This window comes from Gordonia sp. G4, assembly GCF_057770005.1.
This window is the reverse complement of record NZ_CM173442.1, coordinates 3,074,736-3,090,443: the sequence shown is the minus strand read 5'-3', so window position 1 is coordinate 3,090,443 and position 15,708 is coordinate 3,074,736. Positions and strand designations below refer to the sequence as shown.

The 15,708-nt window shown below is 68.2% G+C and carries 14 protein-coding genes; 6 read left to right on the top strand and 8 right to left on the bottom strand.

Going from position 1 to position 15,708, the window contains the following annotated elements; translation table 11 throughout:
- Window positions 1-41: 41 nt before the first annotated feature.
- The 5 genes from sepX to AC3B5T_RS13760 all read right to left on the bottom strand — a co-directional run bounded on the left by sepX (window position 42) and on the right by AC3B5T_RS13760 (window position 5,349).
- On the bottom strand, window positions 42-1,283 hold the full coding sequence (gene sepX / locus AC3B5T_RS13780; protein ID WP_488357520.1) for a divisome protein SepX/GlpR: 1,242 nt from the start codon (window positions 1,281-1,283) through the stop codon (window positions 42-44).
- A gap of 148 nt (window positions 1,284-1,431) precedes the next feature.
- A complete protein-coding gene (locus AC3B5T_RS13775) occupies window positions 1,432-2,100 on the bottom strand; it encodes an SIMPL domain-containing protein (RefSeq protein WP_488357516.1) in 669 nt (222 codons plus the stop codon).
- 71 nt (window positions 2,101-2,171) lie between these two features.
- On the bottom strand, window positions 2,172-2,828 hold the full coding sequence (locus AC3B5T_RS13770; protein ID WP_035717767.1) for a GNAT family N-acetyltransferase: 657 nt from the start codon (window positions 2,826-2,828) through the stop codon (window positions 2,172-2,174).
- A 112-nt stretch (window positions 2,829-2,940) separates the two neighbouring features.
- A complete protein-coding gene (gene glp / locus AC3B5T_RS13765; RefSeq protein ID WP_010843484.1) occupies window positions 2,941-4,245 on the bottom strand; it encodes a molybdotransferase-like divisome protein Glp in 1,305 nt (434 codons plus the stop codon).
- Window positions 4,246-4,404: 159 nt separating this feature from the next.
- Entirely contained in the window at window positions 4,405-5,349 is a 945-nt protein-coding gene (locus tag AC3B5T_RS13760; RefSeq protein ID WP_010843485.1) for a UTP--glucose-1-phosphate uridylyltransferase, read from the bottom strand.
- Window positions 5,350-5,512: 163 nt separating this feature from the next.
- On the opposite strand from AC3B5T_RS13760, the gene AC3B5T_RS13755 reads away from it, so the two are divergent.
- Window positions 5,513-6,091 carry a 5-formyltetrahydrofolate cyclo-ligase gene (locus AC3B5T_RS13755; RefSeq protein ID WP_010843486.1) on the top strand — a complete coding sequence of 193 codons (579 nt, stop codon included), beginning with the start codon at window positions 5,513-5,515 and terminating at the stop codon, window positions 6,089-6,091.
- 79 nt (window positions 6,092-6,170) lie between these two features.
- Here the strand turns inward: AC3B5T_RS13755 and AC3B5T_RS13750 are convergent, their stop codons facing one another.
- Both AC3B5T_RS13750 and nhaA read right to left on the bottom strand, forming a co-directional pair.
- Window positions 6,171-6,497: an FmdB family zinc ribbon protein gene (locus AC3B5T_RS13750; RefSeq protein ID WP_488357512.1), complete on the bottom strand. Its 327-nt coding sequence runs from the start codon at window positions 6,495-6,497 to the stop codon at window positions 6,171-6,173.
- Window positions 6,498-6,601: 104 nt separating this feature from the next.
- Window positions 6,602-7,858, bottom strand: a complete 1,257-nt coding sequence (gene nhaA / locus AC3B5T_RS13745) for a Na+/H+ antiporter NhaA (RefSeq protein WP_488357508.1) — start codon at window positions 7,856-7,858, stop codon at window positions 6,602-6,604.
- A gap of 225 nt (window positions 7,859-8,083) precedes the next feature.
- Here nhaA and AC3B5T_RS13740 point away from each other — a divergent pair, with 225 nt between their 5' ends.
- The 3 genes from AC3B5T_RS13740 to AC3B5T_RS13730 all read left to right on the top strand — a co-directional run bounded on the left by AC3B5T_RS13740 (window position 8,084) and on the right by AC3B5T_RS13730 (window position 10,055).
- Entirely contained in the window at window positions 8,084-8,755 is a 672-nt protein-coding gene (locus AC3B5T_RS13740) for an SAF domain-containing protein (RefSeq protein ID WP_488357507.1), read from the top strand.
- 177 nt (window positions 8,756-8,932) lie between these two features.
- Window positions 8,933-9,784 (top strand): large conductance mechanosensitive channel protein MscL, encoded by an 852-nt coding sequence (gene mscL, locus AC3B5T_RS13735; protein ID WP_488358771.1) that lies wholly within the window; start codon window positions 8,933-8,935, stop codon window positions 9,782-9,784.
- 142 nt (window positions 9,785-9,926) lie between these two features.
- Window positions 9,927-10,055 carry a hypothetical protein gene (locus AC3B5T_RS13730; protein ID WP_269432767.1) on the top strand — a complete coding sequence of 43 codons (129 nt, stop codon included), beginning with the start codon at window positions 9,927-9,929 and terminating at the stop codon, window positions 10,053-10,055.
- A 57-nt stretch (window positions 10,056-10,112) separates the two neighbouring features.
- On the opposite strand, the gene AC3B5T_RS13725 is transcribed toward AC3B5T_RS13730, so the two are convergent.
- On the bottom strand, window positions 10,113-10,736 hold the full coding sequence (locus AC3B5T_RS13725; protein WP_488357505.1) for a hypothetical protein: 624 nt from the start codon (window positions 10,734-10,736) through the stop codon (window positions 10,113-10,115).
- 1,273 nt (window positions 10,737-12,009) lie between these two features.
- Here AC3B5T_RS13725 and AC3B5T_RS13720 point away from each other — a divergent pair.
- Window positions 12,010-13,773 (top strand): ABC transporter ATP-binding protein, encoded by a 1,764-nt coding sequence (locus AC3B5T_RS13720; protein WP_488357502.1) that lies wholly within the window; start codon window positions 12,010-12,012, stop codon window positions 13,771-13,773.
- The gene (locus AC3B5T_RS13715; protein ID WP_488357499.1) at window positions 13,766-15,676 is read left to right on the top strand and encodes an ABC transporter ATP-binding protein; all 1,911 of its coding nucleotides are present in this window, start codon (window positions 13,766-13,768) and stop codon (window positions 15,674-15,676) included. The genes AC3B5T_RS13720 and AC3B5T_RS13715 overlap by 8 nt, the downstream gene beginning before the upstream one ends.
- Window positions 15,677-15,708: the final 32 nt, after the last annotated feature.

Here is a 15,708-nt window from a genome sequence, read left to right as displayed (position 1 = left end):
CTACTGCTGAACGAGGTTGTTGCGGAGTGGGTCTGCGCTGATCAGCCGACGCGGCGGTACTGCAGGTCTTCGCGGTCCATGCGACGACGCTGGAACGGCGGGATGTGGTCGAACACCGGATCCTCGTCGTCGATCTCGAGAACCGTTGCGCCACCGGGTCGCCGAAGTCGCGGAGGGGGCGGTGCGGCGGCGAACTCCGGGACCGAGGCTGCGCGTCGTCGACGCTCCTCCTCGGCGCGCGCCGATCGCTTGGCACGGGCCAGGCGCTGGGCCCGGATCTGCTGCTCGGTCTTCACCGCACGACGCAGGTAGGCGAGGTAGCCCACGAGGAGCACTCCGAGCACGCCGGTGGCCACCCAGCCGGGCGTTCCCACGACGAAACCTGCCGCGATCGCCAGCAGCACCAGGACGAACAACCCCAGCGTGACCCGCTGACGTTCCCGGTACTTGAGCGCGCGCTCCGTCTCCGACGAGTAGATGCTGCGCCCGGAACGCCGGCCGCTCGACGAACGTGCCGCCGGGCGGCTGTCCTCGATCTCGTCGAGCTCGGTCTCGGTCTCGGTCTCGTCGGCATCGTCCTCGTCGACCACCGACGGCGCCTCGGCGTGCCGCGAGCCACGGGCGTAGTCGTCGTACTCGTCTTCGTCGAGTTCGTCTGTCGCGTCCTCGTATTCGGAGTCGTCCGAGTCGTCCTCGTACTCGGCGTCCTCGGAATCGTCGTACTCGGCGGCGTCCTCGTCTTCGCTGTCGTCGGCGTCCTCGTACTCGGCATCCTCGACGTCCACGAACTCGTCCGCGTCGTCGTGCTCGTCGGCGGCCGAGATGCTGCCCGCCTCATCGGCGTCGATGTCCCCGTCGGCATCCGCGGAGGCGTCGCCGTTCACCGACTCGTCGTCGGCGACTTCAACCGCTGCGTCAACGGTGTCGGTGTCCACGGCTTCGACTGTCGGCTTTTCGACCTTCGCACTGCCGGACCGACGCACTCGGGTCGTGGACTTGGACTCGTCCGCGTCGTCCTCGGTCTCGACGTCGGCGTCCTTCTCGAGGGTCGCAGTGGCGCTGCGGCGCGAGGACTTCCACGACGGGTCATGTGGGTGTCGCGCGGACGACCGGCGTCGGCTCCCCGATGCGGTCGTGGCCCGCGACCCACCGCGATGCAGCAGTCGCGTCTTGCGCGCCGCGTCGGTCGACTTCAGGATCTGCGGACGCCCTTTGATGACCATCGGGACCAGCACGAAGAGCCAAACCGCGACGAGACAGACCCACAATACTGAGTTGGGCATGCGACTCTCCCTTCATTCACTCTGGTCACACGAGGCCAGTTCACAATCTAGGGCGGCGGAACGTCACCCCCGGGTAGACGCGCCGGAGCGGGAGCGAATCGGCTCTGTTTCACACGCGCCTCTCAGCAACACCGGCGCGCCGACGCGGTCAGTGCGCTCGAAAACGGGCGTCCACCGCGACGGCGATCTCGATGTCGTCGGTCCGCAGTTCGAGCGACGGCGACGGCGTCGGACCCGCGGCAACCGCCATCGGCATGGCCCGCCGCGGTGACGGCGGCACCCGCGAGGCCATGTCCGGATCGGAGAGGAGCACCGGTGTGACCGGCCCCCGCCCGACCGCGTCGGAATAGGCCTGCGCCTTGAGGATCGCGTCGTCGACGGCGGCACGTCGCAACTCTCGCTCGCGGTCGCGCCGGGTCTCGTCGCGCAGATCCCAGTCGATGTCACCGATCTCGACGGCGTCGACCGAAGCCCAGACATCGATGAACTCCGACAGTTTCTCGAAGTCGACGAACTCGGCTTCGATCCGGATACGGGTGTTGTACACCAGTTCTCGCCGCTCACCGGTCTCGGAGTACGGACGGTATGAGTACACCCGTACCGAATCGGCGGACCAGCGGGCAACCCCGCCGGCCGACTCGTGGTCGGTGAGCGCCCTCGTCAGGTCGGCGTGGACCTCGACCGCCCGCGTGTAGACGGCCGGTTTGTCCGCACCCTCCACTCGGACCACGAGATGGATGATCCCGCGCTCGGGCCGGTAGCGCCCGCGAGCTTGGCCGCGGACCACGATCTCCAGGTCGTCGATGTGCTCGGTCATGGACGAGAGCCTAGGCGCCGACGTGTCGGCTCCGGCCTACTGACCGACCAGCGCGGGCAGATCGCCGGATCTCACTGGAACGACGCGCGGCCGGACCGGACCAGCGCCTCGGCCGCGCTGCCGGCCACTTCCTCGGCCGTGAGCGCGAACAGCATGTGGTCACGCCATCGCTTGTTGACGTCCATGTAGCGGAGCAACAGGCCCTCTTGCCGGAATCCGATGTTGGTCAACACCTTCTGCGACGCCTCATTGGCCGGTTGTACCGTCGCGTCGAGCCGATGCAGGCCGACGGCACCGAAGCAGTGGTCGACCCCGAGCGCCACCGCGGCGGTCGCGATGCCGTTGCCGGCGAAGTCCGAGTCGACCCAATAGCCGATCCATGCGGTGCGCACCGCGCCGCGCTGGATGTTCCCCACGGTCAGCTGTCCGACGTAGCGGCCGTCGAGTTCGATGACGAACGGCAGCAGCGCCCCACGCTTCGCCTCGGACTTCAGCACCGCGAACAGCGGCGGCCATGACCCCGGCTGATGGCGTTCGGCCCAGCTCCCCACGCCGGTCGGTTCCCACGGCAGCAGCGCGTTCTGGTTGCGGATCCGCAACTCACTCCACGTCTTGGCGTCGCGCATCTTCACGGGCCGCAGGGTGACCATGCCGGTGCGGGTGCGCAGCGGCCCGAGAGTTGCCGGCCAGCCCGGGCTTCCCTGATTGCCGCTCAACCACCTGAACACGAGGAGAAGTTTATGCGCTGTCACACCGGCGCCGGCATGAGACCTGCATCTCGTGCCGGGTGGCTTCGACTCGACTCAACCAGCGGGGAGTGAGCGCACACGACGTCCGGCCTCACCCGCGTTGCGCGAGGAAGGCAACCTCCACCTCGTCGCCGGTCCCCATCTCCTCGACATCGGGGTCGACCATGATCAGACAGTTGGCCTCGGCCAGTTCGGCGAGCAGGTGCGACGACCCGGTCGGTGACGCCCCGAGCACCTGAACGAGGTAGTCGCCCGACCGTTCGTCGCGCATCAGCTGCCCGCGCAGATAACCTTTGCGACCGCGGACCGATGCGATCGGTCCGATGGTGCGCGCCTTGATGATCCGCCGCATCGGTTGCCGCTTGCCCAGCGCGATCCGGATGAGCGGGCGGACCATCACCTCGAAGGTCACCAGTGCGCTCACCGGATTGGCGGGGAGCAGGAACGTCGGAACCTCGTCGCGTCCCAGGCGGCCGAAACCCTGGACCGATCCGGGATGCATCGCCACCCGCACGATCTCGAGGTCGCCGAGATCGGCGAGTGCGTCGGCGACGGCGGTCGACGCACTGCCCCCGACGGCACCGCAGATCACCACGATCTCGGAGCGGATGAGCTGCGCCTCCACGACTTCCCGCATCCGCGACGCATCGCGCTCGGCGATGCCGACGCGGTTGACGTCGGCGCCAGCGTCGCGGGCGGCCGCGGCCAGCGCATAACTGTTGACGTCGTAGATCTGACCGGGTCCGGGTGTGCGGTCGATGTCGACGAGCTCGCTGCCGACCGAGATGACCGACAACCGAGGCCGGGGGTGGACCATCACCCGCGCCTGGCCGACGGCGGCGAGGAGCCCGACCTGGGCCGGGCCGATGATCGATCCGGCGCGGACCGCGACGTCGCCCGGCTGCACGTCGTCGCCGACCCGCCGGACATAGTTGCCGCTCTCCACGCCGTGTCCGATCTTGACCTTCTGATCGCCCCCGTCGGTCCAGCGCAGCGGAACCACCGCATCGGCGAGCGTCGGCATCGGGGCCCCGGTCTCGACGCGCACCGCCTGACGAGGCTGCAGTCGCGTCGGCGTACGGGAGCCCGGGCCGACCTCCCCGACCACCGGGAGCGACACGATCATCGGCTCGCCGGCTTCGAGGTCGACCAGCTCCGCGCCGTTGGCGTCGAAATCCTCGAGGTCCTCGGGAGCGAGCACCCCCGCCAGTCCCACGTCGACCGCACGCACCGCGTAGCCGTCGATCGCCGCCTGATCGAATCCGGGCATCGGGTGCTCGGTGACGACCTCTTCGGCGCACATCAGGCCCTGCGCCTCGGAGATCGCGACGCGCACCGGTCGCGGCGCCACCGCCGCCGCGGTCACCAGCGTCAGATGATCCTCGACAGACCGCATCTCACCGCTCTTCCCGTCTCAACCGGTCTGCACACCGGGGCGCGCGGACGACAGCCGTCGGCACGTCGTGCACTCGATACAACACGTCGGAAACGTTATCGAGCAGTCCCGGCCCGGCGTGCGAGGCGCGCGGACGCACTCCTCGATCGCGGCGCGGACTCAGCTGTCGGCGAGGCGCTTCTCGAGCCACTCGCGCAGATCGGGACCGTAATCGTCGCGATCGAGCGCGAAGTCGACCGCAGCCTTCAGGTAACCGCCGGGGTTGCCGAGATCGTGCCGGGTGCCGTGGTGGACGACGACGTGAACCGGCTCGCCCTCCTCGATGAGAAGCGCGATGGCGTCGGTGAGCTGGAGTTCACCGCCGGCCCCGGGTTCGATGCGCCGAAGCGCGTCGAAGATCTTGCGGTCCAGGATGTAGCGGCCCGCGGCGGCGAGGTTCGACGGCGCGTCCTCGGGTTCGGGCTTCTCGACCATGCCCTTGAGGCGCATGACGTTGGGGTTGTTGGCATCGGGCAGCGGCTCGACGTCGAAGACGCCGTAGGCGCTGATCCGCTCCTCGGGGACCTCGATGGCACACAGCACCGACCCACCCCGGCGCTGACGTGTGCGGGCCATGACCTCGAGGACGCCGCCGGGGAGCACCAGGTCGTCGGGCAGCAGGACCGCGATCGCGTCCTCGTCGTCGTCGAGATAGCTCTCGACGCAACCCACCGCGTGTCCCAGGCCGAGCGGCTTCTCCTGCACGACCGAGGCGACTTCGAGCAGGTTCGGCGCCTTGCGCACCTTCGCGAGCATCGACTCCTTGCCGCGCGTGGCGAGCGTGTTCTCCAGGACGAGGTCCTCGACGAAGTGGGCGACCACACCGTCCTTGCCCGGCGAGGTCACGATGAGCAGACGGTCGGCGCCGGCCGCCTTGGCCTCTTCGGCGACGAGCTCGATGCCGGGGGTGTCGACGACCGGCAACAGCTCTTTGGGAACCGTCTTGGTCGCCGGCAGGAACCTCGTGCCCAACCCGGCTGCCGGAACGACCGCGGTACGCGGGATCGGCGGAGTGTTGGGTACACCGTCGTACTCACTGAAACCAGATTTATCCGTCGCACTCATGAATCCACCCTAGGACAGGAGCCGATTGTCGGCCGGACAGACGGCGGTGACCGGGACCTCATCGCACGTGATCCGACGGTCGGATACAGTGCGGGCGTCCCGGCTGTCACCGCCGGGGCGCACACGACACCGGTGTCGAGACGACGCGAAGGACGGTCGGGTCTTGCCAACGCTGAAACAGCAACTGCGACAAGAGATCGAAGAGCGACGCTCGCGCCGCTCCGAGGCCGAGCGAGACCGGTCCGCGGCGGCACTCGCCGAGTGGATGTATGCCTGTCCGTTTCGTCTGGAGTACGACGTCACGGTTGCCGCCCATGTCCCGGTGGGCAACGAACCCGGCTCGAATTCGATGCTCGACGCACTCGTCGACCGCGGCGTCTCGGTGCTCGTCCCGGTGGTTCCCGAGGGCGGTCCCGCACCGTTGGACTGGGCCCCCTACACGGGACCGGACTCGTTGACCTCCGGGCGCTGGGGGCTTCTCGAACCGTCGACCGACCGGGTCGGCGTGACCGCGATCCGCGCGGCGTCGGTGATCCTCGTACCTGCGCTCGCCATCGACAAGAGCGGGGTGCGACTCGGACGTGGCGCCGGGTACTACGACCGCACCCTCCACGGGCTCTCCGCAGACCTCGTCGGTGTGGTCTACGACGACGAGGTCGTCGACTCACTGCCGTCCGGCGACCACGACGTGCCGGTCGGCTGGACGCTCACACCCGGAGACGGGTTCCGCCGGCTCGGCTGATCGACGGGTACAGCAGAACCCGGGCGGTGTCGTGGCGACCCGGCCCGGGTTCTGCTTGCCGATGTTTGGTGCGGCGCCCTCAGGCGGGCGTCGCCGCCTTGGTCTCGCTCTTGGACGACGACGAGCTCGACGTGTCCGATTTCGTGCTGCTCGACGAGCTGTCCGACGAGGAACTCGACGACGAGCTGTCCGACGAGGACGACGACGTCGAGGTGTCCGACGACGATCCCGGACGCGAGTCCGTGCGGTAGAAGCCGCTTCCCTTGAACACGATGCCGACCGAGTTGAACAGCTTGCGCAGTCGACCCGCGCACTGCGGGCACTCGGTCAACGAGTCGTCGGAGAAGGACTGGACGAAGTCGAACTTGTTGTCGCACTCCGTGCAGGCATACGAGTAGGTGGGCACCGAAACCTCCGAAAAGTCAGTAAACGCTGACCAGTGTAACCGACTTTGGCACTCACTCATTCCGAGTGCTAAGCGACGCGTGTGATGGGTTCCCACCTGCGGGGTCATCCCCCGATGACGTCCTTGTCGATGTCGGGGATGTTGTCGCGGTTCATGTCCGGATCACGGGCTTGGCGGGCGTCCCAGCGGAGCAGGATCGCGGCCAGGATCGCCGAGACCACCGAGCCGACGAGGATGGCGGCCTTGGCCGCCGCGGCGTGATCGTCGGAGCCGCCCTCGAAGCTCAGTTCGGCGATGAGCAACGCGACAGTGAACCCGATGCCGGTCAGCAGACCCACCGGCAGCAGGTCTCGGATGCCGATCGAGTCGGGCAACCGAAGCGGCGTGAACGTCGTCATCAGCCACGTCGAACCGAGAACACCCACGAGCTTGCCGACGACAAGACCGACGACGATGCCGATCGACACCGGCTGCACGATCGACCCCTCGCCGCCGACGACGGTCACCCCTGCGGCGGCGAACGCGAACACCGGCAGGGCGAGCGCGGCCGAGTACGGGCGGACCGCGTCATCGAGCCGCTCGGTGCGCGGCTGCTCCTCGCCGCGGATCGCGACGGCCGGCACGACGAATCCGAGCAGCACGCCGGCGACGGTCGCGTGGACCCCGGAGGCGTGCATCAGAGCCCACGCGACGACGGCGACCGGGATGAGAACCGGCCACCACCGCCACGCCTGCCGCACCAGCACGGCGAAGAGGGCCACCGCGGCAAGGGCGGCCGCCAGCATGACGAAGTCGATCTCATCGGTGTAGAAGGTCGCGATGACGATGATGCCGAGGAGATCGTCGACGACGGCAAGCGTCAGCAAGAACGTCCGGAGAGCAAGTGGCAGGCCGCGGCCGAAGATCGCGAGAACCGCCAGAGCGAAGGCGATGTCGGTGGCGGTCGGGATCGCCCAGCCGCGTAACCCCTCGGGGTCGCCGATCGCGACCACGACGACGTAGCAGAGCGCGGGGACGACCATCCCGCCCACCGCCGCCGCGATCGGCACGCCGGCGAGTTTCAGGTCCCGGAGGCTCCCGGCGACGAACTCGTGTTTCAGTTCGACTCCGACGACGAAGAAGAAGATCGCCAGCAATCCGTCGGACGCCCAGTGCGCCAGCGACAGGTGCAGGTGGAGCGACTCGGGTCCCACCTCGACGTGCAACAGGGCGTCGTAGGTCTCCCGCCACGGGGAGTTGGCCCAAACGACGGCGACCGTAGCGGCCACAAGGAGCAATGCGCCGCTGGTCGTGTCGAGCGCGGCCCAGCGCCGCGCGCGGGTCGCCCGGCTGATGCCGCCACCTGGTGTCTCGTCGGTCATCCTGCTCCTCTGGTCGGACAGACAGATCATCTCGACGCCGCCCGCACCGGGCAACGGCCGACCAGACTTCCCGGCACACCGCCACCGATTCTCCCACGCAGCACCCCGGCCCGCCGCGCCGCTGCCGGCGGCGGACGCATCCCCAGGAGAGCCACCCGCCCGGAGGTTGTCCACAGGCCCGCACCGAGAGCCGACGACCACCGGGGACGGACCTACCGTCGCCCCATGCCTCCCGCGTCGACGCATCCATCCCGTGCCTCGCTGGCCCCCCGCCTTCGCGACCGGCTGGGGTCCGCACTGCGACCGGGCTGGACCCGCAACCTCCTGGTCCGTCGCGTCGCCGCGGCGGCCCTGGTCGTCGCCGCGGTCGTGGTCGGGGTTGCCGGCACCCGCGCCGACGGCGATGTCGAGGTCCTCGTCGCCGCTCACGACCTGTTGCCCGGTCAGGTCGTCGAGTCCGGTGACGTGCAACCGCGGAGGGTCGCGGGCACGAGCGTCCCCGACGGGGTCCTGACCGATGCGGCGCCGGCGGTCGGGCGGACGGTGACCGGACGTGTCCGCGCCGGCGAGATGCTGACCGACACGCGGTTGCTCTCCTCGCATCTGCCTGCCGACCTGACCGGGATGCGCGATGCCCGCCTCGTGCCGATCCAGCTGTCGGACGACGCGGTGACGTCGCTGCTCCGTCCCGGCGATGTGGTGGATGTGTTGACCGAGGAGGCAGAAGTACTGGCGCGGCGGGCGGTGGTCGCCCTCCACGGCGCCGATTCGCCGTCGGGCGGCCTCGCCCCCAGCCGCACGACAGCCGCCCCGGTGCTGCTCGCCATGGACGCCGCATCTGCTCACCGGGTCGCGGCGGCCGGGCTCGACACGTCGCTCGCGGTCGTCCTGCACTGAGCGCACACTCCGATCGCGGCGTGACGACACAGCCGCGCGAATCAACTCAAATGGATCGGTTCCTTCACGATCGTGGATAGGGTAGTACGAGCTCGCACAGCGCATGTCGGATTTGCTCCGATCGTGCACAGAATCGCCGGACAAGAGCAGGACATCACCGAAAAGAGGCCGCACACCGTGCTCAAGGGATTCAGGGACTTCATACTCAAGGGCAATGTCGTCGAGCTGGCAACAGCGGTCATCATCGGCGCGGCGTTCACCGCGATCGTCACCGCCTTCACCGACGGCATCGTCCAGCCGATCATCAATTCGATCCCCGTGGGCTCCGACGCCGCGCAGGGACTCGGATTCCAGATCACGGACAACCCATCGACATTCGTGGATCTCGGCAGCGTCATCACGGCCGTGATCAACTTCCTGATCATCGCCGCAGTGGTGTATTTCATCATCATCCTGCCGTACAACAAGCTCGCCGAGCTGGGCGGCTTCGGCAAGAAGGCGGAGGTCACCGAGATCGCGCTGCTGTCGGAGATCCGCGATCTGCTCGACCCCGAGGGCACCTCGAAAGCCAAGGCGGAGGCCGAGAGTGACCTGCCGGCGCATCTCACCGATCCGGCCGGACCGGTCGGCGACTCCTACGGTCCGCCATCGGGTTCCTTCGCGCCGTACGAGGCACCTGCCGGAGCCGGTACCACACAACGCATCTCGACTCCCCCGTCACCCCAGGGTCCGCCCTCGCGCCCGAATCCCCCGCAATCCGTTCCACCCCAGTCGGGTCCGCCCCAGTCGGCTCCGCCCCAGTCCGCTCCCCCGCAGAACCGCCCTCCGCAGGGACCGCCGCCGGGCGGCCCGTCCGGACAGCCGTATCCCACACCGCAGCCCGCGCCCGGTAGCTATCCGCCGCCCGGGAACTATCCCGGTGCCGGCAACTACCCGCCCCCCGGCCCCGGCACGGGCTACCCCGGTGAGCAGTACCCGGGCGACTTCCCGGGTGAGGGCCCGGATGCGCCGGGCCGCCACTCGCGCTGACGGCGGGCGCGGTCTCCCAGGAAGCTGACAGCCGGAACCATTCGAACCCGAAGGTTGGCTCCCTACTTTGGGATTCGTCGCCGGAACGTGCGACCGCACCGGCTCCCTGACCGGTGCGACCGAACGAGAACAGGATGAACGAATGCCCAACAAGCCCGCGCAGAACCGCCGGCCGCAGTCCCAGAACCGGCGTCAGGCGCGCCCGCAGCAGCGCAATCAGGCGCGCCCGCAGGCCCGCCCCAAGACGTTCCCGTGGTTCTTCGGTAGCTGACCCACCCGACCACGAGCCCCTGTCGCACCCCGCGGCAGGGGCTCGGCTCGTTCTCGCTCAGGCAGGCGGATCGACGCGCTGGACCCACACCGTCGGACCGCCGGTCAGGGTGAACTCCGCGCGCACCAACGCATTCCACTTGCGCGCGTACAGTTCCGACAGCTGGGGATCGCTCGTGCTCGCCGTCACCGGCAACCGTTCCCGCCGACCGCGCTCGATGACCGGATCGACCAGCCCGGCGAGGGTGCCGCCTCGGCGATGATCGGGCCGGACGAGCGCGAAGATCACCCGGATCGGATTCTCGGCCACCTGCGCGTCCTCGGATTTCCGCTGCAATTCGGTGAAGCGGTTGATGAAGCCGTCGATCGCCTTCACCTGACGCTTGGTGCGTTCCTTGAGATCGTCGTCGATCCGCCCGGCCTCATCGTCGGTGGCCGACACGGCGATCAGCGCGATCAGATCACCGTCGGAGTCGAACACCCCGTGCAGCCCGTGGAGGTACTCGATGAAGAGGATCTCCCCGTACCAGCGGTAGGCCTCCGGCGGGGCATCGTCGCCGATGAGCCACCGGTAGACCGGCACCTCACGCAGACCGTCCTCGAGCAGGTCGAGGGCTGCCTCCCGGTCGGATTCCACGAGCTGCCGAGTCGTCGTGCCGGCAGCTTCCAGGCGTTGCGTCACCGGTTCATACCAGCACATTTCCGATACCGACGGCCAACCGCCTGGTGTCGTTTCGCGGGCCCGGCCCCGGATATGCGGACGGAATGAGTTCACACAGAATTCAACCGACTCTGGTCAGGACAGCCCGGGAATTGTCCGGTATCGTCACCTGCGTTGCCGTCTTCGCGACGGAACGACCGTGCTAGACAATGAGATCGTCGACACCCATTAGGAGATTCGCATGTCCGACGCGATCAGCATTTCGTGGATTCGCCTGTACCTCGAGGAAATCGTCACCGATTCCGATGGCGACGACGGCTTCGGCTCGTACGCTGCGGAATAAGACGCACACAGCGATTCTCACCGCCATCGATCGCTTCCGAGCGTGACATGCGCAGACTTTCTTCCGGCCGGTAGTTTCCGGCCACCGATCAACACCTAGGAGAACATTATGGGCGAGATTTACGGCGGCAGCATCGAAGAAGCAATCGCGGCGCTGTTCAGCGGCTCCGACGACAACTACGGCGAACCTGTCGAGATCGACTGACCTAGTCGCTACTCGTCACCCACCTCCACACCAGCACATTCCAAGGAGAACCCAGATGGCCACCGGGATCGAGATCAACCTCAACGAGCTTTTCAAGGACGTCTTCAGCGGCTCGCTGGAAGAGGACGCGGCTCCCGCCACGTCCTAGTCGCAAGCCGACAAGGCGGCCCCCGCGGTCCATCCGCGGGGGCCGCCTTGCATCGTCGTGCTGTGACTCCTGACGCACACATGGTCAACGAATTCTCCATTGTGTGTTCACCGAAAATCTACGTCCTGTTGACCGCCGCATTGTCGAATATCGTATTGTCTGCGTCGTGATCGTCGTTCGCATGCGATCGACGCCCACGTCCGGCAGTCCATCATCGACGAAGGAGATCACATGGCCGACATCATCCAGGGCGCAATCACCGACGCAATCGTCGAATTGGTCACGGGTTCGATCGAATCGGGTTCCGAAGAAGCTCCCGTGTAGATCTCGATCCGAGACGAACCGCCCCGAGCTCCGGCCCGGGGCGGTTTTTGTCGGTCCCGATCTCGCGGAAAAGTCGACGCATTTAAGTGTTCTTCATTCGCCATTGACGATCTGCAGAGGAATCGGCCACCGGGAAATCCGGTGCGGTCCCGCGCGAAACAGTCGCATGTAGACTTCGGAACACTCACGACCGCGTCCCCCGAAGCCGGACGTCGGGGCGCAATCCCCTTCGCGCGGTACGCCAGCGTCACCACGACCCGGAGTAGCCTCACCAGATGCCCGTCACCCGCTCACTGAGCAAGGATGAGGTACGCGCGTTGCTCGCGCTCCTGTTCGACGCCCTCCGGACAACCCGCTGGGCCTGTGTCGGCTTCCTCGTCTTCCAGCTCGCGTCGGTGTTCACCACACTCGCCCAGCCGGCACTCAACGCCGCGATCATCGACGACGGGATCCTGCGCGGCGACGTGGCGACGATCAAACGCGTCGGCATCCTCATGGTCGTGGTGGCCGTCGTCAACCTGGTGGTGTCGATCGGCGCCACTTTCCTCGCGTCCCACATCTCGGCGACCTCCGCGCGCGACCTCCGCGTCCGCCTGCACAGCCGGGTCAGTGCCTTCAGCGACCCGCAGGTCCACTCCATCGGCCTGTCGAGCCTGCTGACGCGTTCCACCGGAGACATCGGTCAGATCCAGGGTTTCGTCTTCATCAGTCTCACCGTCGTGGTCACCGCACCGCTGATGCTGTTCGGCGCCCTGGTGCTGTCGCTGGCGCAGGGGTGGCGCATGGCTCCGGTGCTCGTGGTCGCGGGGGCGGTGCTGGTCGTGCTGGTCGCCGTCCTCGTCCGGCGCCTGGTGCCGTGGGCGGCCCAGCTGCAGCGTCGCCTGGACGTCGTGAACAGGGTGTTGCGAGAGCAGTTGCGCGGGATCGCGATCATCCGGACCTTCCGGCGCGAGGACCGCGAGCGGGACCGGTTCGCGGTGGAGAACGACGAACTCACCCACGTGGCCCTGCGTCTGGGTCGTCTGCAGGTCCTGATGCTCCCCACGGTCACCGTCGTGTCGAACCTTGCCGTGGTCGCGGTGACCGCATTGGGTGCAGTCTTCGTCGACCGCGGGCAGATGCAGATCGGCCAGATCACGGCAACCGTCGGCTACCTCGCGCAGATCCTGCTGGCGGTGTCGTTGCTGACCATGATCGCCGGGATCATCCCGCGCGCCGTGACCAGCGCGGGACGCATCACCGAGGTACTCGACACCGAATCCCTCGACCCCGGCGACCCCGAGACCGGCGGGGCGTCGACGCCGCCCGCGATCGTCTTCGACGCGGTCTCCGTCTCCTACCCGGGTGCCGAGGCCCCCACCGTCGACCAGGTGTCCCTCTTCTGCGCACCCGGCACGGTCACCGGGATCCTCGGCGGAACCGGCAGCGGCAAGTCGACGCTGCTGTCCCTCCCCCTGCGGTTCGCCGACCCGACGGCGGGACTCCTCCGCTGGGATGACGACGACGTGACCGGCCTCGCGCCCGCCTGGGTGCGGGCACGCAGCGCCTTCGTGGGGCAGGGCGCCGAGCTCATCACCGGGACGATCGCGGACAACCTGCGGATCGCGCGCCCCGACGCCACCGACGAGGAACTGTGGTCCGCCCTCGAGGTTGCCGCGGCCGCCGACTTCGTCTCGACCCGCCCCGGTGCTCTCGAGGCCACCGTGTCCCAAGAGGGCCGCAACTTCTCCGGCGGTCAGCGCCAGCGGCTCGCACTGGCCCGCGCGGTTCTCCGCCGACCATCGCTGTACGTGCTCGACGACCCCTTCAGCGCCCTCGACGTCGACACCGAGGCCACGATCATCGACCGCTTGCGCAGGGCCGATCCGGCCGCGACGGTCCTGCTCGCGGCGCAGCGGGTGTCGTCGGTGCGGCGCGCGGACGTCATCGCCGTCCTCGACGCCGGACGGATCGTCGACATCGGCAACGACGCCCTCTTGCGGGAGCGGAGTGAGATCTATCGGGAGATCGCCTACGCACAGGCGGTGACCAATGCTTGACCAGCGGTCGCAGGCACGGGCCGTCGCACCCGCCAGGGGTCGGAAGCGCACCGGTGCGCAGAAGCCCGCCGGCCGGGACGGGTCGCTGCGCTGGATCATCCGGCAGCTCGACCTGAGCAGGGGTCGTGGTGCTGCCATCTCCCTCTTCGCCATCCTGGCTGCCGTCGCGGGTGTGGTCGCGCCGATCCTGTTCGGGGCGATCACCAACGTCATCGTCGATGGCACCGTCGGCGACGCGACGATGAACTGGGGACTGCTCTGGACCCTGCTGGCCGTCCAGGTCGGGGTCTTCGTGGCCGCGGCGGCCTTCGGTCTCGCCCAGGGCCAACTGCTGACCGTCGCCGTGCAGCGGTCGGTGGCCGGACTCCGCGCGCGCATCGAGGACAAGATCCACCGACTACCGCTGCGCTATTTCGAGAACACCAAACGCGGCTCGCTGGTCAGCAAACTGACCGCCCACACCGACAACGCCGCGACCGTGATCGCGCCGGTGCTGGTGACCGTCCCGACGAATGCCCTGACGCTCGTCGTCGTCACCGCCGTACTGTTCGTCATCTCACCTGTTCTGGCATGCGTCGCCCTCGTCGCGGCACCGGTGTCGGCGCTGGCCGCGGTCCTGCTCGCCCGCCGGGCCCGGCCGCACCTCGAGGCCCGGTGGACGACCACGGCCGCGTTGACGGGTCACATCGAAGAGGAGCTCAGCGCGCGCCGCATGCTGCAGGCGTACAACGCCGAACCGACCGCGGCACGCCGGTTCGACGACCTGAACGGCCGACTCTTCTCCTCCGTCCGTTCTGCCCAGTGGATCGGCGGTTCGTTGCCCTCGGTGCTGACCGCGGTCAACGCCCTGGTGTTCCTGGTGCTCGCGGTCCTCGGCGGGATCATGGTGGTCGACGGGCACCTGAGTCTGGGCGCGGCCCAGGTCGTGGTGGTGTTCGCGCAGCAGCTGACGAGCGCGGTCCGCGAACTCGCCGGCTTCGTGACCAAGGTGCAGTCCGGAACGGTGTCGGCGAGCAAGGTCCGCGAGGTGCTCGAGGCCCCCGAAGACGCCGGTGTCGACAGCGGCTTGTCGGTACCCGCCTCGTCCGGGCGCCATCAGCTCCCACCCGAAGTCGTCTTCGATGACGTGGGTTTCGCCTACGAGGAGGACAACCCCGTCCTCGACTCGGTGAGCTTCCGGATGGCACCCGGCACGACCACCGCCGTGGTCGGGACCACCGGGTCGGGCAAGACCACCCTCACCAACCTCCTGCAGGCGTTCTACACACCCAGCCACGGATCCATCACCATCGACGGCGTCGACCTCGCCGAACTCGGGCCGCAACAGGTACGAGCCGACATGGCCGTCGTCACCCAGGAGCCCTGGCTGTTCACCGGTACCGTCCGCGAGAACATCGCTTTCGGCATCGACGACGGCCAGGCGGTGGACACCGCGCTCGACGACAGCCACGTGGCGCAGATCGTCGCCGCGCTGCCGAACGGCATCGACACCGTCATCGGCCAGGAATCCGAGAACCTCAGTGCCGGCGAGAAACAGTTGGTCACCGTGGCGCGAGCGATCGCGGCGTCACCCAGGATCCTGATCCTCGACGAGGCCACGAGTGCCGCCGACCCTCGTACCGAACTCCTCGTCCAACGCGCCCTGCACCGGCTGCGCGCCGGGACCACCACCTTGCTGATCACCCACCGCATGGCCACCGCAGCGCTGGCCGACACGATCGTGGTGCTCGACGATAGGGTGATTGCCGAGGCAGGAACCCACCAGGAGCTGATCGCCGCGGGCGGGATCTATGCCCGGCGGTGCGGACTCGCGCCGGACGGCGGTCCGGGTTCCGCGACCCGGGACGACGAGGGTATGGACGGCAGCAGTCCGAACGGTCCGGACACGGGGTCGAACCCGTGACAGAAGGCAGGAGCCAGCGCGGGTCGGATCAC

Bases quoted from the DNA above. Each gene is read 5' to 3' on its own strand.
- sepX (WP_488357520.1), bottom strand. From the start codon at position 1,283: ATGCCCAACTCAGTATTGTGGGTCTGTCTCGTCGCGGTTTGGCTCTTC.
- AC3B5T_RS13775 (WP_488357516.1), bottom strand. From the start codon at position 2,100: ATGACCGAGCACATCGACGACCTGGAGATCGTGGTCCGCGGCCAAGCT.
- glp (WP_010843484.1), bottom strand. From the start codon at position 4,245: ATGCGGTCTGTCGAGGATCATCTGACGCTGGTGACCGCGGCGGCGGTG.
- AC3B5T_RS13760 (WP_010843485.1), bottom strand. From the start codon at position 5,349: ATGAGTGCGACGGATAAATCTGGTTTCAGTGAGTACGACGGTGTACCC.
- nhaA (WP_488357508.1), bottom strand. From the start codon at position 7,858: ATGACCGACGAGACACCAGGTGGCGGCATCAGCCGGGCGACCCGCGCG.
- AC3B5T_RS13740 (WP_488357507.1), top strand. From the start codon at position 8,084: ATGCCTCCCGCGTCGACGCATCCATCCCGTGCCTCGCTGGCCCCCCGC.
- AC3B5T_RS13730 (WP_269432767.1), top strand. From the start codon at position 9,927: ATGCCCAACAAGCCCGCGCAGAACCGCCGGCCGCAGTCCCAGAACCGG.
- AC3B5T_RS13720 (WP_488357502.1), top strand. From the start codon at position 12,010: ATGCCCGTCACCCGCTCACTGAGCAAGGATGAGGTACGCGCGTTGCTC.
- AC3B5T_RS13715 (WP_488357499.1), top strand. From the start codon at position 13,766: ATGCTTGACCAGCGGTCGCAGGCACGGGCCGTCGCACCCGCCAGGGGT.